We start from the raw sequence: 23,381 nt of genomic DNA on the forward strand, positions 1-23,381 counted from the left end.
ATAATGATTGAGCTATTAAGTGTTATTTATTCAAACATATTTGGATGTTGCTTAAAACAAGCAATTTATCAAACACAACAATATTTTTCGTTAAATTATAACAATATTATTGAGGATATTAATGACTCGTGTAACACCGATCGTACGGTACCGTAACATTGGTATAAGCGCGCATATTGATGCTGGAAAAACTACTACCACTGAACGAATTTTGTTTTATACAGGTGTAAATCATAAAATTGGAGAAGTTCATACTGGTTCTGCGACTATGGATTGGATGGAGCAAGAACAAGAACGGGGAATCACAATTACTTCTGCAGCTACTACCTGTTTTTGGTCAGGAATGGCTAATCAATTTGATTCACACCGTATTAATATTATAGATACTCCTGGGCATGTGGATTTCACTATTGAAGTAGAACGTTCTATGCGTATACTTGACGGGGTAGTAATGATCTATTGTGCTGTAGGAGGCGTGCAACCTCAATCTGAGACAGTATGGCGCCAAGCAAATAAGTATAAAGTACCACGTATTGCATTTATAAATAAAATGGATCGAGTAGGCGCAGATTATCTACGAGTTGTAGAACAGTTAAAAACCAGATTATTTGCTAATCCTGTACCTATTCAATTAGCTGTAGGCTCAGAAGATAAATTTACCGGAATTATCGATTTGATCAAGATGAAAGCTATTCACTGGAACGAATCGGATCAAGGCGTTACTTTTAATTATAGTGAAATACCTGACAATTTAACGGAATTGTCAAGTATTTGGCGCAAACATTTAGTAGAGTCTGCTGTTGAAGCATCTGAAGAATTAATGGATAGATATTTATCTAATAGTGATCAGTTGACAGAACAAGACATTAAACAAGCGTTGCGTCAAAGAGTATTAAGTAATGAAATAGTATTGGTAACGTGCGGATCCGCTTTTAAAAATAAAGGGGTGCAAGCTATGCTGGATGCTGTTGTGGAGTATTTACCATCTCCAAGTGATGTAACATCCATCACAGGCGTTCTGAAAGATGGATCTACGAAAGTTAATCGTCATGCTAATGACAACGAGCCGTTTTCAGCGTTAGCATTTAAAATAGCTACTGATCCATTTGTAGGAAACTTAACTTTTTTTCGAGTTTATTCAGGCGTTGTAAGCTCCGGAGATAGTGTTTTAAATCCTATAAAAGAAAAACGTGAGCGATTCGGTCGAATAGTGCAAATGCATGCAAATAAACGGGAAGAAATAAAATCTGTTCATGCGGGTGATATTGCTGCAGCTATTGGTTTAAAAGATGTGGATACTGGAGATACTTTATGTGCCCCATCTTCCCCAATTATACTAGAACGTATGGAATTTCCAGAACCCGTGATTTCTGTGATGGTTGAAGCTAAAACTAAATCAGATCAAGAAAAAATGAGTTTTGCTTTAAATCGTCTAGCTCAAGAAGATCCATCGTTTCGTGTATGGATTGATAAAGACTCTGGACAAACTATCATTGCCGGGATGGGTGAATTGCATTTAGAAATCCTTGTAGAACGTATGAAAAGAGAGTTCAATGTTGAAGCTAATGTAGGTAAACCTCAAGTTGCTTATCGCGAAACTATTCGTACTAGCGTAAAACAAGAGGGTAAATTTATTCGTCAATCAGGGGGACGAGGTCAATTCGGACACGTTTGGTTACGCATTGAACCTATGCATGCATGTGAAGAAGGTTATAAATTTTTAAATGAAATTGTAGGAGGAGCTGTACCTAAGGAATATATACCTGCTGTAGATAAAGGTGTACGGGAACAAATAAGTAATGGTATTCTTGCTGGATATCCAATTGTAGATGTTTGTGTAGCTATTTTTGATGGTTCTTATCACGAGGTTGATTCTTCAGAAATAGCATTTAAAATAGCAGGATCTATAGCATTTAAAGAAGGATTCATGAAAGCTCATCCTGTATTATTAGAACCTATTATGAATGTAGAAATTGAAACACCTGAAGATTATATGGGAGATGTTATTGCAGATTTAAATCGTCGAAGAGGCATAATCAGTGGATTAGAAAATTCTACAATTAGTGGAAAGATAATTTGTGCTCAAGTTCCTTTATCTGAAATGTTTGGTTATGCTACTGGTTTACGCTCACAAACTCAAGGACGCGCTTCTTATTCTATGGAGTTTTTAAAATATAACGAAGTACCTAACAATATAGCACAAATTATCATAAATTCTCGTCAAATTAAGCAATAATAGATAATATTTAGGTTCAATTATTTTTGAAAAACCATAAAAAGACCTAAGGAGTTTAGAGGTGTCCAAAGAAAAATTTAAACGCATAAAGCCACATATTAATGTAGGCACTATTGGCCATGTAGATCACGGGAAAACTACTTTAACTGCCGCTATAACCACTGTTTTATCTAAAAAATATGGTGGCTATGCACGTGCTTTTGATCAAATTGACAATGCTCCAGAAGAAAAAGCGCGAGGAATTACTATAAATACTTCTCATGTTGAATACGATACTGCATATCGGCATTATGCGCATGTTGACTGTCCTGGACATGCCGATTATATAAAAAACATGATAACTGGAGCTGCACAAATGGATGGCGCAATTTTAGTAGTAGCCGCCACTGATGGACCTATGCCGCAAACCCGTGAACATATTTTATTAGCTAGACAGGTAGGAGTACCTCACATCATTGTATTCATGAATAAATGCGACATGGTAAATGATGAAGAATTATTAGAATTGGTTGAAATGGAAATGCGAGAATTACTATCTCAATATGATTTTCCAGGAGACAATACGCCAATCATTCGCGGATCTGCTTTAAAAGCATTAGAAAATGATGAAATATGGTCTAATAAAATTTTAGAACTATCGGATGTACTGGATAATTATATCCCAGAACCTAAACGTGTTGTAGACCAACCATTTTTACTACCCATTGAAGATGTATTTTCTATTTCTGGACGAGGTACAGTTGTAACAGGTCGTATTGAACGTGGTGTTATCAGAGTAGGAGAAGAAATAGAAATTGTCGGTATAAAAGATACAATAAAAACCACATGTACCGGAGTAGAAATGTTTAGGAAATTATTAGACGAAGGACGTGCTGGAGAAAATGTTGGTGTTTTATTACGTGGCACTAAACGAGATGAAGTAGAGCGTGGTCAAGTGTTATCTAAACCTGGATATATCAAGCCGCATTCTCACTTCGAATCAGAAGTGTACATTTTAAATAAAGATGAAGGAGGAAGACATACGCCTTTTTTCAAAGGGTATCGTCCTCAATTTTATTTTCGTACTACAGATATCACTGGCACCATTGAATTACCAGAAGGAGTGGACATGGTGATGCCTGGCGATAATATTAGAATGATCGTTCATTTAATTGCTCCAATAGCTATGGATGACGGTCTTAGATTTGCTATTAGAGAGGGTGGTCGTACTATAGGCGCTGGTATTGTATCTAAAATTATATCCTAATTATATAAATCAATAAATATAATTCTGTAATTATATAATAGGTATGTTATATAATAATATAGTAGTGTGTTGATATGTATGTAAAGAATAAAAGTAAAAAAATGTATGTATTAGAAATAATTAAATGGATTAGCATTATAGGATTGATCGCAACATCTATTGTTGGAAATTACTTATGTCGCAATTATAGCGCTTTAGAGAGAAGTATGGTGATCCTCATTATTGTGATCATTGTCGTGTACATTGCATCAACTACTAAAATAGGAAAACTAATAATTATATTTGGAAATGAATCACGTACTGAGTGCCGAAAAGTAGTGTGGCCTACTTATCAAGATGGGCTCAACACTACTCTAATCGTGACAGGAGTAACAATAATTATGTCGTTGTTATTATGGGGATTAGATACTATTTTAGTTCATGTGATATCATTTGGGCTAAGGTTGTAATATGACTGTCACATTAAAGAAACGTTGGTATGTTATTCAAGCATTTTCTGGATTTGAGAATCGTGTAGCTCATTCTTTGCGTGAGCATATTAAACTGCACAATATGGATACGATGTTCGGTGAAATCATGGTTCCAACAGAAGAAGTAGTCGAAATGCGAGCTGGACAACGCAGAAAAAGCGAGCGTAAATTTTTTCCTGGCTATGTATTGGTGCAGATGATAATGAATGATTCTAGTTGGCATTTAGTAAAAAGTGTTCCACGTGTTATGGGTTTTGTTGGAGGAACATGCGATAAACCTGCTCCTATTGGGGATAAAGAGGTTGATAATATTATGCATCGATTGCAGCAAATAGGCGATAAACCTCGTCCTAAAACATTATTTGAACCTGGTGAGCTTATTCGAGTTAGTGATGGGCCTTTTTCTGACTTTAATGCTGTAGTAGAAGAAGTAGATTATGAAAAAAATCGTCTAAAAGTATCAGTTTCTATTTTTGGGCGAGCCACTCCAGTAGAATTAGATTTTTCACAAGTTGAAAAATCTTAATGTAAAATTAGTATATAAAAATATATATTTAACTTGCACGGAAAAAGGTAATCATTATTTTGTGGGTATTGTTAGTGTGTAACCAATCAAAATAAAAATCAGAAATATTATTGGCTAGGACAATGGATATGGTAATGAAAAAAGTAAAAGCGTATATTAAACTTCAAATTTCTGCTGGAGCTGCTAATCCCAGTCCTCCCATTGGACCTGCTTTGGGACAACAGGGCGTTAATATCATAGAATTTTGTAAAGCATTTAATGAAAATACCGCGCAACTTGAAACAGGATTACCCATCCCGGTTGTCATTACTGTTTATAGTGATCGTTCTTTTTCATTTATTACTAAAACTCCTCCTGCTTCAATATTATTGAAAAGAGCAGCAAATATTCAATCTGGATCTGAAAAACCAAATATAATAAATGTTGGTAAAATATCAAGCGCTCAAATTTATGAGATCGCAAAAATTAAAGCTGTTGATATGACAGGAGCTAATATAGAATCAATATCACGTTCTATCATAGGTACAGCTCGTTCTATAGGACTCGAAGTGGAAGATAATTAATATGACGGGTAAATTAAGCAAAAGAATGCGTATGATGCGAAATTGCGCAGATACATCTATACAATATTCCATATTAGATGGATTAGAATTATTAAAAAAAATGGCAAGAGTTAAATTTGTTGAAAGTGTTGATACCGCTATTAATTTAGGCATTGATGCGCGTAAATCCGATCAAAATATACGTAGTAATGTGATTCTACCTCATGGTATTGGTCGTGATATTCATGTTGCTGTTTTTGCTCAAGGCGACAATATAGTGTTAGCTAAAAATGCGGGAGCTGATCTAGTTGGATTAGAAGATTTATATGATCAAATAAAAAATAAGAATTATCGACCAGATGTGGTGATTGCATCTCCTGATGTTATGAATATAGTAAGTAAATTAGGTCCTATTTTGGGGCCAAGAGGATTAATGCCTAATCTTAAAATGGGTACTGTATCTCATGATATAGCAGAATCAGTTAAAAATGTTAAATTAGGGCAAATACGTTATAAAAATGATAAGAACGGTATTATTCATTCTACTATTGGAAAAATTAATTTTGATCTCATACAACTTAAAGAAAATTTAGAAACGTTAATAGTATCTTTAAAACAAGCTAAACCGATTCTATATAAAGGAACATACATTAAAAAAGTAACTATTTCCACTACTATGGGTAGATCTATATCTATTGATCGAAATAGTTTATGTGTTGCAATTAATTAATATTGATTATTTTTATTAATAAGATTCTTTACATGATCTTCAAATTGATCTAGAATCTTCTTGGAATGGTGTGTTCGTTGTATTTATATAAATGCATATCGACATAAATTTGTGATTTTTGAGTAAAATAAAAATAATAACCGCATTTATACACATGTATGCAGTTGTTAATTATAACGAATTTAAATTAATTTATGTTTGTTGTCTATCTAATGAATACAGGCGGTTAAAAATTAATTAAAACTTTTAATATATTTAACATGACTGAATTAATTTATGATTATGTATAGAAGTTTATGATTGATGCATTCGTGTATCAATATATATTGGGTTATAGCACGGTGTTATTAATGGCATTAAACCTTCAAAAAAAAGAAGAGATTATCTGTAAAATTCATGAAACGGCTAAAAAAGCTTTATCTGTTGTGGTAGCGGATTTAGACGGTATTGCTGTTAATGAAGTAACTAAGTTGAGAAAGGAAGCACGTGATATTGGTGTATGCGTACATGTCATTCGCAATACACTCATGCGAAAAGTGATTGAAAACACATCTTTAGCGTGTTTACGAGAGATTTTAACAGGACAAAATATTATTGCATTTTCTATGAATCAACCTCGTGATTCTGCGCGAATTTTTGTAAAATTTACTAAAAACCATGAGCATTTTAAAATAAAAGGTGCAGTTTTTGAAGGAAAATTTATTCCTGCGTCTAAAATAAATCTCTTGTCTGATTTACCTAATCATAAAGAAGCTATTTTTAGATTAATAACGATTATGAAAACAAGTAGCATCGGCAGTTTAATACACATTTTACATATATTATCTAATCAAAAAAATAAATTATAGTTTAGTAAACATGTTGTAGATGTTTTGAATAAATAGTCATTTGATTATGTAATATTTTTTAATATTTTATATTTTTGGAAATTTTTATGTCTCTTACAAAAGAACAAATTTTAGATGCTATTTCCAATATGTCTGTTATGGATATAGTTCGGTTAACTTCTATGATGGAAGAAAAATTTGGAGTTTCCGCTGCTTCACTGACTACTGTTGAACCTGATACATCAGAGGCAATCGTAGAAGAGCAAACTGAATTTAATGTTTTTTTAACTGCTATTGGTAATAACAAAATTCCTGTCATTAAAACTGTGCGCAGTATCACTGGTCTAGGGTTAAAAGAAGCTAAAGAATTAGTGGAGTCTGCTCCTGTCATTTTGAAAGAATCAATAAACAAAGATGATGCTGAAACCTTAAAAAAAACTCTAGAAACAGTAGGCGCATCTGTCGAAATTAAATGAAGACAAATCAAACGATTTATTATTGATTCGTTGGCTGTAGGATTTTATACCATTTATATGGAAGTGATATTTAATATTTAATAAGTAATAGAATTATGGTACTTATAAATTCTATATGTATAAAAAAAATAAAAGCATATAAATACTATATGTGTTTAAGTCTAAAAATAAATATAGAAATTTATAACTATATTATATAGCAGCTAACTTATTTCTTTGGAAAAACAATCGCCCATATTAACTATCGAGGAACTTTATGGTGTATTCTTATACTGAAAAGAAACGTATTCGTAAAGACTTTGGAAAACGCCCTCAAGTTTTGGATATTCCATATCTTCTTTCTATTCAGATTGATTCTTTTCAAAAATTTATTAAACAAGATCCAGAAGGACAATGTGGATTGGAATCAGCTTTTAGGTCTGTTTTTCCAATTAAAAGCTATAATGGAAATGCTGAACTACAATATATCAAATATCAATTAGGAGAACCAACGTTTGATGTGAAAGAATGTCAAACACGTGGCGCTACTTTTTCTGCGCCGTTACGCGTACGTCTATGTTTAATTATTTATGAACGAGAGGGATTAAATAACATAATAAAAAATACTAAAGAACAAGAAGTATATATGGGTGAGATTCCTCTCATGACTAATAACGGTACTTTTATTATCAATGGTATTGAACGGGTTATTGTATCTCAATTGCATAGAAGTCCCGGTGTGTTTTTTGATAGCGATAAAGGTAAAACACATTCATCTGGAAAAGTATTATATAATGCACGTATTATTCCATATCGTGGATCTTGGTTAGATTTTGAATTCGATTTAAAAGATAATTTATTTGTTCGAATTGATCGGAGACGTAAGTTACCAGTAACAGTAATATTACGTGCTTTAAATTATACTACCGATCAAATTTTAAATATATTTTTTAACAAAGTAATATACGAAATTCAGAATAATATATTATATATGCATTTAATCCCTGAAAGATTACGCGGTGAAACCGCATCTTTTGATATTGCTATTAATGGTGTGATATACGTAAAAAAGGGACGTCGTATTGCAGCTAAACACATCCGTCAATTAAAAAAGGATAAAATTTCAAAAATTGAAGTACCCATGGATTATATAATTGGTAAAGTTGTTATAAAAGACTATTTCGATAAGAGTACAAATATACCTATTGTTGCAGCTAATACAGAAATATCTTCTGACATATTGCATAATTTAATTCGATCAGGATATGAATCCATAGAAACATTATTCAGTAACGATTTAGATTACGGTAATTATATCTCCGAAACTTTGCGTATTGATTCAACTACAAATAAATTTGATGCATTAGTAGAAATTTATCGTGTAATGCGTCCAGGGGAACCCCCGACTAAAGAAGCTGCCGAATATTTGTTTGAAAACTTATTTTTTTCAGAAGAACGTTATGACTTATCTTCTGTAGGAAGAATGAAATTCAATCGTTCATTACAACGAGTACAAATAGAAGATTTAGGGACATTAAAAAAGGATGATATTGTTGATGTAATAAAAAAATTGATTGATATTAGAAACGGTAAAGGAGAAGTAGATGATATCGATCATTTGGGGAATCGACGTATTCGTTCTGTAGGTGAAATGGCAGAAAATCAATTTAGAATTGGATTAGTTAGAGTAGAACGCGCTGTGAAAGAACGCTTATCTTTAGGTGATTTAGACGTGTTAACCCCTCAGGACCTAATTAATGCTAAACCAATCTCAGCTGCAGTAAGAGAATTTTTTACTTCTAGCCAATTATCTCAATTTATGGATCAAAATAATCCATTATCAGAAATTACTCATAAACGTCGCATATCTGCTTTAGGACCAGGAGGTTTAACTAGAGAACGCGCGGGATTTGAAGTACGTGATGTCCATCCTACACATTATGGTCGAGTCTGCCCAATCGAAACTCCAGAAGGACCAAATATAGGTTTAATTAATTCATTATCTGTATATGCTCGAGCTAATAAGTACGGATTTTTAGAAACTCCATATCGAAAAGTCCAAAATGGCGTTGTTAGTAATGATATTCACTACTTATCTGCAATTGAAGAGGGTGATTTCGTTATTGCTCAAGCGAATACAAACTTAAATTCAACAGGAGAATTTATTGATGATCTGGTAACTTGCAGAAATAAAGGTGAATCTGGTCTTTTTAAAAAAGACCAAGTTGATTACATGGATGTATCTACACAACAAATAGTTTCAGTTGCTGCTTCATTAATCCCTTTTCTTGAACACGATGATGCTAATCGTGCTCTTATGGGTGCAAACATGCAACGCCAAGCCGTTCCTGTTTTATGTAGTGAAAAACCATTAGTAGGTACTGGAATGGAACGCGCAGTAGCTATAGATTCTGGTGTTGCCGTAGTAGCTAAACGCGGTGGTGTCGTTAAATATGTGGATGCATCACGTATTGTAATACATGTTAACGAGAATGAAACACATACTGAAGAATCAGGAATTGATATCTATCAATTAACAAAATATATTCGATCTAACCAAAATACTTGCATTAATCAACGTCCTTGTGTGTCTTTAGGAGAACTAGTAGAACATGGAGATGTTATAGCAGATGGTCCATCTACTGATTTAGGAGAATTAGCTTTAGGTCAAAATATGCGAATTGCATTTATGCCTTGGAATGGATATAATTTTGAAGATTCGATGTTGGTCTCGGAACGTGTAGTACAAGAAGATAAATTTACAAGTATACATATTCAAGAGTTAACTTGTGTATCTCGTGATACTAAATTAGGACCTGAAGAAATCACGGCCGATATTCCAAATGTAGGAGAGACAGCTTTATCTAAATTAGATGAATCTGGAATTATCTATATCGGCGCAGAAGTAATAGGAGGAGATATCCTCGTCGGAAAAGTTACACCCAAAGGAGAAACTCAGTTAACACCGGAAGAAAAATTATTGCGTGCTATTTTTGGTGAAAAAGCATCCGATGTAAAAGATTCATCTTTACGTGTTCCCAATGGGGTTTGTGGTACTGTAATTGATGTACAAATATTTACTAGAGACGGTATTAATAAAGATAAACGTTCATTAATAATTGAATCCGAAAAATTAAAACAGGTTAAAAAAGATTTAAGTGAAGAATTACAAATTTTTGAATCAGCTTTATTTGACCGTGTCTACGATGTATTAATGGCCAGTGGAATTGATAAAAAGAAATTGTTTGAAACTAGTCGCAATGCTTGGTTAGATCTGGTGTTATCAGATCCAGAAAAACAATATCAATTATCTCAATTAACTAAACAATATTTTGATTTAAAACGCATGTTTGAAAAAAAATTAGAAGTTCAACATCGTAAAATCACTCAAGGAGATGAATTAGCCCCCGGTATTTTAAAAATAGTTAAAGTATATTTAGCTGTAAAACGTCAGATACAACCTGGCGACAAAATGGCAGGAAGACATGGCAATAAAGGGGTAATCTCTAAAATTAACCCTATTGAAGATATGCCATATGATCAGCATGGAATACCGGTAGATATCGTACTCAATCCTCTTGGAGTACCATCTCGAATGAATATTGGTCAAATTTTAGAAACACATCTTGGTATGGCGGCAAAAGGTATTGGAGATAAAATAAACTTTATGTTGCAACAACATAAAGAAGCAAATCAATTAAGAAGATTTATGCAGCAAGCGTATAATTTAGGAGAAGGATCGCGTCAACACGTCAATCTTAATTTATTTTCAGATCTAGAAATATTAAAATTAGCTAAAAATTTAAAAAAAGGAATGCCTATTGCTACTCCAGTATTCGATGGGGCTACAGAAAAAGAAATTAAAGATCTTTTAAAATTATCTGGATTACCTAGTTCTGGTCAGATTACATTATTCGATGGGTGCACAGGAGAAGCATTCGAGAGACAAGTTACTGTGGGCTATATGTACATGTTAAAACTAAATCATTTGGTAGACGATAAAATGCATGCACGTTCTACTGGTTCTTATAGTTTAGTAACCCAACAACCACTGGGCGGGAAAGCTCAGTTTGGGGGTCAACGTTTCGGTGAAATGGAAGTATGGGCATTAGAAGCTTATGGTGCATCGTATACTTTACAAGAAATGTTAACTGTAAAATCAGATGATGTAAATGGACGTACTAAAATGTATAAAAATATTGTTGATGGCAATCATACGATGGAACCGGGAATGCCTGAGTCTTTTAATGTTTTGTTAAAAGAAATTCGTTCTTTAGCAATTAATATTGAACTAGAAGATTAATATTTTAATTAATTTCTATATAGAAATATTTTGTAAAGCATATAGTACTTATGCGTTCAAAAAGTATAACTTTTAATAAAGGCTCATCTGTGAAAGATTTACTTAGATTTTTTAAGATACAACATACTCAAGTAGAAGAATTTAATGCAATTAAAATTGCACTTGCTTCTCCAGATATGATTAGATCCTGGTCTTTTGGTGAAGTAAAAAAACCAGAGACTATTAATTACCGTACTTTTAAACCTGAACGAGATGGTTTATTTTGTGCACGCATTTTTGGGCCTATTAAAGATTATGAGTGCTTATGCGGTAAATATAAGCGTCTAAAACATCGTGGGGTAGTTTGCGAAAAATGTGGAGTAGAAGTAACACAAAGCAAAGTACGACGTGAACGTATGGGACATATCGAATTGGCTTCTCCTACTGCTCATATTTGGTTTTTAAAATCATTACCCTCACGTATTGGTTTGTTGTTAGATATGCCATTACGTGATATAGAACGCGTTTTATATTTCGAATCCTATGTGGTAGTTGAAAGCGGCATGACTAGTCTCGAATGTCGTCAGGTCTTAACTGAAGAGGAATATTTAGATGCATTAGAAGAGTTTGGAGATGAATTTGAAGCTAAAATGGGAGCTGAAGCTATTCAAATTTTATTAAGAAATACAAATTTAAAAAATGAATGTGAATACTTACGAGAAATATTAGAAGATAGTAATTCTGAAACTAAACGTAAAAAAATAACAAAACGTATAAAATTAATTGAAGCATTTATATATTCTGAAAATAAACCTGAATGGATGGTTTTAAATGTATTACCAGTATTACCTCCGGATTTAAGACCATTGGTTCCATTAGATGGGGGACGTTTTGCTACTTCTGATTTAAATGATTTATACCGTCGTGTTATTAATAGAAATAATAGATTAAAGCGATTATTAGATTTAGCTGCTCCAGAAATCATAGTACGTAATGAAAAAAGAATGTTACAAGAAGCAGTAGATGCATTGCTGGATAACGGACGTAGAGGGCGTGCTATTACTGGTTCTAACAAACGTCCTTTGAAATCTTTAGCTGACATGATTAAAGGTAAACAAGGTAGATTTCGTCAGAATCTTTTAGGGAAACGTGTTGATTATTCTGGTCGTTCAGTAATCACTGTTGGACCCTATCTAAAATTACATCAGTGTGGATTACCAAAAAAAATGGCTTTAGAATTATTTAAACCATTTATTTATGGAAAATTAGAATTACAAGGTTTTGCTAGTACTATTAAAGCGGCTAAAAAAATGGTAGATCGAGAAGAAGCTGTAGTATGGGATATTCTCGATAACGTAATTCGAGAACATCCAGTAATGTTAAACCGTGCTCCTACATTACATAGGTTAGGAATTCAAGCTTTTGAACCAGTATTAATAGAAGGAAAAGCTATTCAATTACATCCATTAGTCTGTGCTGCCTATAACGCGGATTTTGACGGTGATCAAATGGCAGTACACGTTCCATTAACACTAGAAGCTCAATTAGAAGCTAGAGCTTTAATGATGTCTACTAATAATATTTTATCTCCTGCTAATGGGGAACCTATTATTGTTCCATCACAGGACGTAGTATTAGGTTTGTATTATATGACTCGCGAACGTTCAAATGCTAAAGGTGAAGGAATGGTATTAACTGGCCCAAAAGAAGCAGAATGTCTTTATCGTTTAGGTTTGGCCGATCTACATGCTCGTATTAAGATACGTATTACCGAGCATGAATATGATAAAAATGGAGAATGGTCAAAAAAAACAAATCTTGTCAATAGCACAATAGGTCGTTCTATATTGTGGATGATTGTTCCTAAGGGATTACCATTTATATTAGTCAATCAAGTATTAGGAAAGAAAGCTATATCCACAATGTTAAATAATTGTTATCGCTTGCTAGGTCTGAAAGCTACTGTTATCTTAGCCGATCAAATTATGTATACTGGGTTTGCATATGCTGCTCGTTCTGGAGCTTCTGTCGGTATTGATGATATGATGATTCCTTCGAAAAAAGCGGATATAATCGATGAAGCAGAATCTGAAGTGGTAGAAATACAAGAACAATTTCAAACTGGATTGGTGACAGCAGGAGAACGTTATAACAAGGTCATTGATATTTGGGCTGCGGCTAATGAACGTGTCGCACAAGCAATGATGGATAATTTAGCTACTGAGACTGTGATGAATCGTAATGGACAACTAGAAACTCAAGCTTCATTTAATAATATTTTTATGATGGCAGATTCTGGGGCTCGCGGATCAGCGGCACAAATTCGCCAACTTGCTGGAATGCGTGGTTTAATGGCAAAACCGGATGGATCAATTATTGAAACACCTATCACTGCAAATTTTCGGGAAGGATTAAATGTATTACAGTATTTTATTTCTACACATGGAGCTCGTAAAGGATTAGCTGATACTGCTTTAAAAACAGCTAATTCTGGTTATTTAACTCGTCGTTTAGTAGATGTTGCACAAGACTTAGTAATAACTCAAGACGATTGCAATACATTTTCTGGTATCGTAATGAGCCCTGTTATTGAAGGAGGAGATATAAAAGAACCGCTACGAGAACGTGTATTAGGTCGAGTTTTAGCAGAAGATGTTCTAGAATCCAATGTGGATGCAGATGATAAAGTATTGATTGTACGTAATACTTTATTAGACGAATATTGGTGTGATATTTTAGATGAACATTCCATTGATACTGTCAAAGTGCGATCTGTTGTGACTTGTGATACTGATTTTGGAGTTTGTTCAAAATGTTATGGTCGAGATTTAGCTCGTGGTCAAATTGTAAATAAAGGAGAAGCAATTGGCGTCATTGCTGCTCAATCTATCGGTGAGCCAGGCACTCAGTTAACTATGCGTACCTTTCATATTGGGGGAGCTGCCTCTCGATCTGCTTTAGAGTCGAGCATTCAAATTAAAAACACAGGTACTGTCCGTTTAAAAAATATCAAATCCGTAATAAATGGAGAAGGAAAATTAGTGGTCATATCACGTAACACCGAGCTTAAAATTATTGATCAATTTTCTCGTACCAAAGAGAGCTATAAAGTACCGTATGGATCTATAATAACTAAAAAAAATGAAGAAAAAGTCATACATGGAGAAATAGTAGCTTATTGGGATCCGCATACTATGCCGGTGATTGCTGAAGTAAGTGGATTTATCCAATTTATTGATTTGATAGATGGTCAGAGTATTGTTAAACAAACGGATGAATTAACAGGATTAACCTCCATTGTAGTATTAGATACCTCTGAACGTGTGAGTAGCGCTAAAGATTTAAGACCTACATTAAAAATAGTAGATATTAATGGTTATGATATCTTTATTCCAGGTACAGATGTACCTGTTCAATATTTTTTACCCGGTAGAAGTGTAATTCAATTAGTTGATGGATCCAGAATTATTTGTGGAGATATATTAGCAAGATTACCGTATGAGAGCAGTGGTACCAAAGATATTACCGGAGGATTACCACGTGTTGCCGATCTCTTTGAAGCACGTCGTCCAAAAGAATCGGCAATTTTAGCAGAAATTAGCGGGACCATTTCTTTTGGAAAAGAAACCAAAGGAAAACGTCGTTTAATGATATCTCCTATTGAAGACGGTGATGTGTATGAAGAAATGATTCCCAAATGGCGTCATCTTAATGTTTTTGAAGGTGAATATGTAGATCGTGGAGATATCATTTCTGATGGACCGGAATCTCCACACGATATTCTGAGATTACGTGGAGTCCACGCCGTAACTCGTTATATTGTAAATGAAGTGCAAGATGTTTATCGATTACAAGGAGTAAAGATCAACGATAAACATATAGAAGTTATTGTGCGTCAGATGTTGCGTAAAGCCACTGTGATTCGATCAGGCAGTTCTGATTTTTTAGTAGGTGAACAGGTAGAATATTCACGTATTAAAATTGCTAATCGAAAATTAGAAAATGAAGGAAAAGTAAAAATAAGCTTTATACGTAATTTATTAGGCATAACCAAAGCTTCATTAGCGACAGAATCATTTATTTCTGCAGCATCTTTTCAAGAAACAACACGTGTACTGACAGAATCATCAGTAGCTGGAAAGCGAGATGAACTACGTGGTCTTAAAGAGAACGTTATTGTTGGTAGATTGATCCCGGCTGGAACGGGCTACTCTTATCATCAGGAGCGTGTACATCATCGTTATTCCAGTAATAAAAAAGAAACAGAAAAATCTGTAATAACAAATATTTCTTCCCAAATTACAGCAGATGAAGCATCGGCGAATTTAACTGAACTATTAAATGCAACTTCTCCTAAATAAATAGGATTTCAAAAATATGATAAATAACAAACAAGAGTAAGAGCTATATTGTCAAATCACGTTATAGGCATAAATAATAATATTATTTGAGTTGATATTATTTAATTTAATACTGTAATTTTTGCACATATAGTTTGATATGTTTATCAACTAAATATGGGTGTACAATTTTTATTGTTTTAACGATAACCTGTTTGTTCGATGTAAAATTAACAATTGACGATTATACTGCCACATAATTTTGTTTATAAAATAAGCTATATATTAAAATATAAACGCTTATTTATAATTTTTTTATAAACAACCTAATAAAATCAACAATGTTGATAACACATTTTACATTTTTTATATAAAAAGTTAGCCCCTTCTCTAATTTTTATAGATAAAATGAATTCTATTCAACATGTCTTTAAGAAAATTAAAGTATACAATTTTTAAATGGTAAAAATCTATTATTTTGATACATAATCACTTTTTTATCAAAAAAAATGTCTAAGATTCTCGTATGTACTCAAGAGAAATACAATAATTTTTTAAACAATTAATGCCTAAAATGACGAATATGTGTAAAAATCATAGCAATACCATACCGATCAGCAGTTTTAATAATTTCTTGGTCTCGAATAGATCCTCCTGGTTGGATAATACATTTGATACCTATTTCGGACGCAATATGCACCACGTCAGAAAAAGGAAAAAAAGCATCAGAAGCCATCACTGACCCTTTAGTATTCAATGCACCCTTCCGTTCTTGGAAGGAAGTAGCTATTTTTGCCGCATACACTCGATTCATTTGGCCGGTTCCAATTCCGATAGTTTGACAATTTTTACCACAAACAATGGCATTAGATTTGACAAATTTAACTACTTTCCAACAGAATAACGCATCTTTCATTTCTTCTTTTGTTGGTTGCCGAATAGTAACTATCTCTAAATGCTCTAAATTTGTCATTACATCATAATCTTGTATTAATAATCCTCCGTTAATTCGTTTGAAATCTATATCTGATGTTCGTGGAGTCCACATGCCACACCTCAATATTCGTACATGTTTTTTATTAGATACAATACTAATACAATCTCGATTAATATTTGGAGCGACGATTGCTTCGACAAATTGTTGACTAATAATAGATTGAGCCGTTTTTTTATCTAAAGATCTATTAAAAGCAATAATTCCTCCGAACGCAGAAATGGGATCTGCTTGATAAGCTTTAGCATACGCAGTGAAAATAGTATCAGATGTCGCTACACCACATGGATTAGTATGTTTAACAATCACACAAGTTGGTTCATTGAACATTTTCGCGCATTCTAACGCCGTATCCATGTCTACTATATTATTGTAAGATAATGGTTTTCCTTGTAATTGCTGAGCATCAGAAATGGATCCTGTGTGTTTCTTAGATATATCCATATAAAATGCTGCGCGTTGATGTGGATTTTCTCCGTAACGCATATCTTGTTTTTTTATAAATTTAAGATTCATAAAAGTTAAATTTTTAGGAAAATAAGAATAGGATTGATCGTAATGATGATCATTAGTCATAGATGTATGATGGTGGCTTCGTAATTGATGATTAAAATAATCAGAAATTGTATTATCATATTCAGTAACATATTTAAATGCTTTTACCGCCAAATGAAAACGAGTGTCTAAACTGAGTAATCCATCACAACGATTGATTTCATCTAAAATTTTTTTATAACTATCGTTATTGACTACAATAGCTACGTTTTTATAATTTTTTGCTGCTGCCCTCACCATACTTGGGCCACTGATATCAATACGATCTAACATTTCTTCTTGAGAATATTTTTTATTTTTTGCAAGCAAGGAATTAAATGAATAAAAATTAACTACTACCATATCAATTGGTGGAATATTATATTGACGCATGATAGCATCATCTAATCCTCGTCTACCAAGAATTCCGGCATATACTTTATAGTGTAATGTTTTAACGCGTCCGTCCATAATTTCAGGTAATTTAGTATAGTCAGAAATTTTGATTACTGGCAATCCAGCATCAGATAATATTTGAGCCGTACCTCCAGTAGATAATAATTGAATACCCCGTTGAATTAATGACTGAGCAAATTCTAAAATATTGGATTTATCAAATACACTAATTAATACACGACGAATTAACAATGATGATTGTATCATAATATCCTCGCAACAATAATCAAACTACGGTATCAATGTATCTTAATAAATATTACACAATAGTAACATAATTATAGTATTATTATATATTATTGTCTAAGACACAAAATAATTTAAATAATTTTTATAATCATAAAAATGTAGTTTAAATATTTTAAATAAAAACTATCAAATTATAAAATAGTATTAAATACTATTGACATCGGTTAAAATCAATGATAATGATGTATTTGTTTTATTTTTAAAATAGTACGAAATATATATGATTAGAAATATAGTTCTTTAACAATCTGATTTTAGATAATTGATGTGGGCACTTGAGCAAATATGAGATATAGTATTATCCGTTTTAAAACATAGAAAAGCTAATTAATTAATATTTACTGATTAAAATTAACGAACTTGTTTTATAAATGGAAATTAATTTTTAAATTGAAGAGTTTGATCATGGCTCAGATTGAACGCTGACGGTAAGCTTAACACATGCAAGTCGAGCGGCAACAGAGAGTTGCAGATTTATGCAGCTTTGCTGGCAAGCGGCGAACGGGTGAGTAAAGTCTGGGGATCTGCCCGATGGAGGGGGACAACTATTGGAAACGATAGCTAATACCGCATGAAGTCGTTGTGACCAAAGTAGGGGACTTTTTTATTAATTAACAAAAAAGCCTTATGCCGTCGGATGAACCCAGATAGGATTAGCTAGTAGGCGGGGTAATAGCCCACCTAGGCCACGATCCTTAGCTGGTCTGAGAGGATGATCAGCCACACTGGAACTGAGACACGGTCCAGACTCCTACGGGAGGCAGCAGTGGGGAATATTGCACAATGGGGGAAACCCTGATGCAGCTATACCGTGTGTGTGAAGAAGGCCTTCGGGTTGTAAAGCACTTTCAATGGGGAAGAACTTAATATTGCTAATATCAATATTAATTGACGTTACCCATATAAGAAGCACCGGCTAACTCCGTGCCAGCAGCCGCGGTAATACGGAGGGTGCGAGCGTTAATCGGAATTACTGGGCGTAAAGAGTACGTAGGTGGTTTGTTAAGTCAGATGTGAAATCCCTGAGCTCAACTTAGGAACTGCATTTGAAACTGGCAAGCTAGAGTTTCGTAGAGGGGGGTAGAATTCCAGGTGTAGCGGTGAAATGCGTAGAGATCTGGAGGAATACCAGTGGCGAAGGCGGCCCCCTGGACGAAAACTGACACTCAGGTACGAAAGCATGGGGAGCAAACAGGATTAGATACCCTGGTAGTCCATGCCGTAAACGATGTCGATTTGAAGGTTGTAGACTTTGATCTGTGACTTTCGGAGCTAACGCGTTAAATCGACCGCCTGGGGAGTACGACCGCAAGGTTAAAACTCAAATGAATTGACGGGGGCCCGCACAAGCGGTGGAGCATGTGGTTTAATTCGATGCAACACGAAGAACCTTACCTACTCTTGACATCCAAAGAATCTTATAGAAATATGAGAGTGCCTTCGGGAACTTTGAGACAGGTGCTGCATGGCTGTCGTCAGCTCGTGTTGTGAAATGTTGGGTTAAGTCCCGCAACGAGCGCAACCCTTATCCTTTGTTGCCAACGAGTCAAGTCGGGAACTCAAAGGAGACTGCCGGTGATAAACCGGAGGAAGGCGAGGATGACGTCAAGTCATCATGGCCCTTATGAGTAGGGCTACAAACGTGCTACAATGGCGTATACAAAGAGAAGCAAACTCGTGAGAGCAAGCAAACCTCACAAAGTACGTCTTAGTTCGGATTGGAGTCTGCAACTCGACTCCATGAAGTCGGAATCGCTAGTAATCGTGGATCAGAATGTCACGGTGAATACGTTCCCGGGCCTTGTACACACCGCCCGTCACACCATGGAAGTGGGTTGCAAAAGAAGTAAGTAGCTTAACCTTAGGGAGGGCGCTTACCACTTTGTGATTCATGACTGGGGTGAAGTCGTAACAAGGTAACCGTAGGGGAACCTGCGGTTGGATCACCTCCTTACTTTATCAAAATAATATGAGCAAAAGCGCCCACATCAATTATCTAACATTATTTTATGATAATTGAAATATTTATAAAATTCCAAGATTAATTTTTTGTGTTGTTACTAGAACTCAGTCCCCTTCGTCTAGAGGTCTAGGACACTGCCCTTTCACGGCGGCAACAGGGGTTCGAAGCCCCTAGGGGACATAGGGGACATTATAGGTTTTCATAATAAGTGAGGGTTTTTATAAATAAAAAATTTAGTATTTTTGTTCTTTAACAATAAGGGAAAAGCTTAAAATTAAAAAATATTAGTATAAATAATAATTACTATTTCCGATTATTTATAAATGTAGGTTACATTATTTTTTTATTTATTTAAAAGTCGGATGCGATAGTAATTGCTGTAATTATTGCATTACAAAGCGATATATATATATTGTACTAATTAAACTCTAAAAGTATAATTAAAGTATTTATATATCAAGTATGTTTAGTGTCTTAATAAGATTTATAGAAATTTCAGGATTGCGAAGTTAAGTAATTTAAGCGTACACGGTGGATGCCTTGGCAGTCAAAGGCGATGAAGGACGTGCTGATCTGCGAAAAGCATCGGTAAGCTGATTTGAAGCGTTTTAACCGGTGATTTCCGAATGGGGAAACCCAATGCAATTTAAATTGTGCATTATTATTCAGTAAATTCATAGCTGAATAAGGCAAACCAGAGGAACTGAAACATCTTAGTACTCTGAGGAATAGAAATCAATTTGAGATTCCCTTAGTAGTGGCGAGCGAACGGGGAGCAGCCCAGAGTTATATAGTGTATTAATATATTAAGAGAATAATTTGGAAAAATTAGCAATATAGAGTGATAGCCTCGTATCTGAAAATATATTAATTACCATGACTCAATGAGTAGGACGGGACACGTGATATCTTGTCTGAAGATGGGGGGACCATCCTCCAAGGCTAAATACTCTTGACTGACCGATAGTGAACCAGTACCGTGAGGGAAAGGCGAAAAGAACCCCGGCGAGGGGAGTGAAATAGAACCTGAAACCGTGTACGTACAAGCAGTAGGAGCGTGAATGTTGTTTGTTTGCGTGACTGCGTACCTTTTGTATAATGGGTCAGCGACTTATATTCTGTAGCAAGGTTAACTAAATAAGGGAGCCGCAGGGAAACCGAGTCTTAACTGGGCGTTAAGTTGCAGGATATAGACCCGAAACCCGGTGATCTAACTATGAACAGGTTGAAGGTTAGGTAACACTGACTGGAGGACCGAACCGACTAATGTTGAAAAATTAGCGGATGATTTGTGGTTAGGGGTGAAAGGCCAATCAAACCGGGAGATAGCTGGTTCTCCCCGAAAGCTATTTAGGTAGCGCCTCGTAAATTCATCTTTAGGGGTAGAGCACTGTTTCGACTAGGGGTCCATCCCAGACTACCAACTCGATGCAAACTACGAATACTAAAGCATGTTATTACGGGAGACACACGGCGGGTGCTAACATTCGTCGTGGAGAGGGAAACAACCCAGATCGCCAGCTAAGGTCCTTAAGTCATGATTAAGTGGGAAACGATGTGAGAAGGCTTAGACAGCCAGGATGTTGGCTTAGAAGCAGCCATCATTTAAAGAAAGCGTAATAGCTCACTGGTCGAGTCGGCTTGCGCGGAAGATGTAACGGGGCTAAATCATGCACCGAAGCTGCGGCAATAGAATTTTATACTTAAATATTTTTAAATTTATGATTTATTAATTATTGAGCATAAAACTATTGGGTAGGGGAGCGTTCTGTAAGCCTGAGAAGGTATGTTGTAAAACATGCTGGAGGTATCAGAAGTGCGAATGCTGACATAAGTAACGATAAAGCGGGTGAAAAACCCGCTCGCCGAAAAACTAAGGTTTCCTGTCCAACGTTAATCGGGGCAGGGTGAGTCGACCCCTAAGGTGAGGCCAAAAGGCGTAGCTGATGGGAAACAGGTTAATATTCCTGTACTAGATATAACTGCGATGGGGTGACGAAGAAAGCTAGGTTCGCCGAGGATCGGTAGTCTCGGTTTAAGCGTGTAAGCAGAAAGATTCGGAAAATCTAATTTTTCTAGCGCTGAGGCGTAATGACGAGTCATTAAATATGGCGAAGGAATTAATGCTATACTTCCAGGAAAAACCTCTAAGCTTCAGGTTATATCTAATCGTACCATAAACCGACACAGGTGGTTAGGTAGAGAATACTCAGGCGCTTGAGAGAACTCGGGTGAAGGAACTAGGCAAAATAGTGCCGTAACTTCGGGAGAAGGCACGCTGGGATGTAAGTGAAGGAACAATATTGCTTTTGGAGCTGAAACCAGTCGAAGATAACAGCTGGCTGCAACTGTTTATTAAAAACACAGCACTGTGCAAACACGAAAGTGGACGTATACGGTGTGACGCCTGCCCGGTGCCGGAAGGTTAATTGAGAGGGTTATCTTCTTCAGAAGAAAAGCTCTTGATCGAAGCCTCGGTAAACGGCGGCCGTAACTATAACGGTCCTAAGGTAGCGAAATTCCTTGTCGGGTAAGTTCCGACCTGCACGAATGGCGTAATGATGGCCAGACTGTCTCCACCCGAGACTCAGTGAAATTGAATTCGCCGTGAAGATGCGGCGTACCCGCGGCAAGACGGAAAGACCCCGTGAACCTTTACTATAGCTTGATACTGAATATTAAATATTGATGTGTAGGATAGGTGGGAGGCAATGAATTAAGGGCGCTAGTTCTTATGGAGCCACCCTTGAAATACCACCCTTTAACATTTGATATTCTAACTTAGATCCGTTATCCGGATCAAGGACAGTGTCTGGTGGGTAGTTTGACTGGGGCGGTCTCCTCCCAAAGAGTAACGGAGGAGCACAAAGGTTAGCTAATCACGGTTGGACATCGTGAGGTTAGTGCAAAGGCATAAGCTAGCTTAACTGCGAGAGTGACGATTCGAGCAGATGCGAAAGCAGGTCTTAGTGATCCGGTGGTTCTGCATGGAAAGGCCATCGCTCAACGGATAAAAGGTACTCCGGGGATAACAGGCTAATACCGCCCAAGAGTTCATATCGACGGCGGTGTTTGGCACCTCGATGTCGGCTCATCACATCCTGGGGCTGCAGTAGGTCCCAAGGGTATGGCTGTTCGCCATTTAAAGTGGTACGCGAGCTGGGTTTAGAACGTCGTGAGACAGTTCGGTCCCTATCTGCCGTGGGCGTTGGAAGATTGAGAGGGGCTGCTCCTAGTACGAGAGGACCGGAGTGGACGCACCACTGGTGTTCGGGTTGTCATGCCAATGGCATTGCCCGGTAGCTATGTGCGGAAAAGATAACCGCTGAAAGCATCTAAGCGGGAAACTTGCCTCAAGATGAGTCTTCCCTGAGGGTTAAAATCCTCCTGAAGGGACGTTAAAGACGATGACGTTGATAGGTCGGATGTGTAAGCGCTGTGAAGCGTTAAGCTAACCGATACTAATGGCCCGTGAGAGCTTAACTTCGCAATCCTGAAATTTCCAAACAATTAACGATTGCAATACAAAAT

General features: G+C 35.6%; 11 protein-coding genes, 1 tRNA gene and 2 rRNA genes. 13 read left to right on the plus strand and 1 reads right to left on the minus strand.

Features of this window, described 5'->3' with window-relative positions:
- The first annotated feature begins 121 nt into the window (after positions 1-121).
- The 10 genes from fusA to rpoC all read left to right on the plus strand — a co-directional run bounded on the left by fusA (position 122) and on the right by rpoC (position 15,675).
- Positions 122-2,236 carry an elongation factor G gene (gene fusA, locus M9396_RS02845; RefSeq protein ID WP_250256624.1) on the plus strand — a complete coding sequence of 705 codons (2,115 nt, stop codon included), beginning with the start codon at positions 122-124 and terminating at the stop codon, positions 2,234-2,236.
- A gap of 61 nt (positions 2,237-2,297) precedes the next feature.
- Complete coding sequence (tuf, locus tag M9396_RS02850) at positions 2,298-3,482, plus strand: elongation factor Tu (protein ID WP_250241513.1); 1,185 nt, start codon at positions 2,298-2,300, stop codon at positions 3,480-3,482.
- A 74-nt stretch (positions 3,483-3,556) separates the two neighbouring features.
- Positions 3,557-3,931 carry a preprotein translocase subunit SecE gene (gene secE, locus M9396_RS02855; protein WP_284308573.1) on the plus strand — a complete coding sequence of 125 codons (375 nt, stop codon included), beginning with the start codon at positions 3,557-3,559 and terminating at the stop codon, positions 3,929-3,931.
- A 1-nt stretch (position 3,932) separates the two neighbouring features.
- A complete protein-coding gene (gene nusG / locus M9396_RS02860; protein WP_250256625.1) occupies positions 3,933-4,478 on the plus strand; it encodes a transcription termination/antitermination protein NusG in 546 nt (181 codons plus the stop codon).
- 134 nt (positions 4,479-4,612) lie between these two features.
- Positions 4,613-5,041, plus strand: coding sequence for a 50S ribosomal protein L11 (gene rplK / locus M9396_RS02865; protein ID WP_420022191.1), 429 nt, complete (start codon positions 4,613-4,615; stop codon positions 5,039-5,041).
- A gap of 1 nt (position 5,042) precedes the next feature.
- Positions 5,043-5,750, plus strand: coding sequence for a 50S ribosomal protein L1 (gene rplA / locus M9396_RS02870; protein WP_250241505.1), 708 nt, complete (start codon positions 5,043-5,045; stop codon positions 5,748-5,750).
- A gap of 350 nt (positions 5,751-6,100) precedes the next feature.
- Entirely contained in the window at positions 6,101-6,598 is a 498-nt protein-coding gene (gene rplJ / locus M9396_RS02875) for a 50S ribosomal protein L10 (protein ID WP_250256626.1), read from the plus strand.
- Between the two features lie 86 nt (positions 6,599-6,684).
- Positions 6,685-7,053 (plus strand): 50S ribosomal protein L7/L12, encoded by a 369-nt coding sequence (gene rplL / locus M9396_RS02880; RefSeq protein WP_250241501.1) that lies wholly within the window; start codon positions 6,685-6,687, stop codon positions 7,051-7,053.
- 256 nt (positions 7,054-7,309) lie between these two features.
- A complete protein-coding gene (gene rpoB / locus M9396_RS02885; RefSeq protein ID WP_250256627.1) occupies positions 7,310-11,335 on the plus strand; it encodes a DNA-directed RNA polymerase subunit beta in 4,026 nt (1,341 codons plus the stop codon).
- A gap of 89 nt (positions 11,336-11,424) precedes the next feature.
- Positions 11,425-15,675, plus strand: a complete 4,251-nt coding sequence (rpoC, locus tag M9396_RS02890) for a DNA-directed RNA polymerase subunit beta' (protein WP_250256887.1) — start codon at positions 11,425-11,427, stop codon at positions 15,673-15,675.
- A gap of 541 nt (positions 15,676-16,216) precedes the next feature.
- Here rpoC and purH read toward each other — a convergent pair.
- On the minus strand, positions 16,217-17,842 hold the full coding sequence (purH, locus tag M9396_RS02895; protein ID WP_420022217.1) for a bifunctional phosphoribosylaminoimidazolecarboxamide formyltransferase/IMP cyclohydrolase: 1,626 nt from the start codon (positions 17,840-17,842) through the stop codon (positions 16,217-16,219).
- Between the two features lie 432 nt (positions 17,843-18,274).
- On the opposite strand from purH, the gene M9396_RS02900 reads away from it, so the two are divergent.
- The 3 genes from M9396_RS02900 to M9396_RS02910 all read left to right on the plus strand — a co-directional run bounded on the left by M9396_RS02900 (position 18,275) and on the right by M9396_RS02910 (position 23,337).
- Positions 18,275-19,841: ribosomal RNA gene (locus M9396_RS02900) — 16S ribosomal RNA — on the plus strand.
- A 116-nt stretch (positions 19,842-19,957) separates the two neighbouring features.
- Positions 19,958-20,030, plus strand: a tRNA-Glu gene (locus M9396_RS02905).
- A 327-nt stretch (positions 20,031-20,357) separates the two neighbouring features.
- Positions 20,358-23,337 (plus strand): 23S ribosomal RNA (locus M9396_RS02910).
- The 16S and 23S rRNA genes sit together here with 1 tRNA gene alongside, the layout of an rRNA operon.
- The last annotated feature ends 44 nt before the right edge of the window (positions 23,338-23,381 follow it).

Origin of the sequence: Blochmannia endosymbiont of Camponotus modoc, from assembly GCF_023585785.1 — a bacterium.
Classification (GTDB): Bacteria; Pseudomonadota; Gammaproteobacteria; order Enterobacterales; family Enterobacteriaceae; genus Blochmanniella.

What these genes read in the sequence shown, in the direction of transcription:
- fusA (WP_250256624.1), top strand. Translation starts at nt 122, where the DNA reads ATGACTCGTGTAACACCGATCGTACGGTACCGTAACATTGGTATAAGC.
- rplL (WP_250241501.1), top strand. Translation starts at nt 6,685, where the DNA reads ATGTCTCTTACAAAAGAACAAATTTTAGATGCTATTTCCAATATGTCT.
- secE (WP_284308573.1), top strand. Translation starts at nt 3,557, where the DNA reads ATGTATGTAAAGAATAAAAGTAAAAAAATGTATGTATTAGAAATAATT.
- rpoB (WP_250256627.1), top strand. Translation starts at nt 7,310, where the DNA reads ATGGTGTATTCTTATACTGAAAAGAAACGTATTCGTAAAGACTTTGGA.
- nusG (WP_250256625.1), top strand. Translation starts at nt 3,933, where the DNA reads ATGACTGTCACATTAAAGAAACGTTGGTATGTTATTCAAGCATTTTCT.
- rplJ (WP_250256626.1), top strand. Translation starts at nt 6,101, where the DNA reads ATGGCATTAAACCTTCAAAAAAAAGAAGAGATTATCTGTAAAATTCAT.
- rplK (WP_420022191.1), top strand. Translation starts at nt 4,613, where the DNA reads ATGAAAAAAGTAAAAGCGTATATTAAACTTCAAATTTCTGCTGGAGCT.
- rplA (WP_250241505.1), top strand. Translation starts at nt 5,043, where the DNA reads ATGACGGGTAAATTAAGCAAAAGAATGCGTATGATGCGAAATTGCGCA.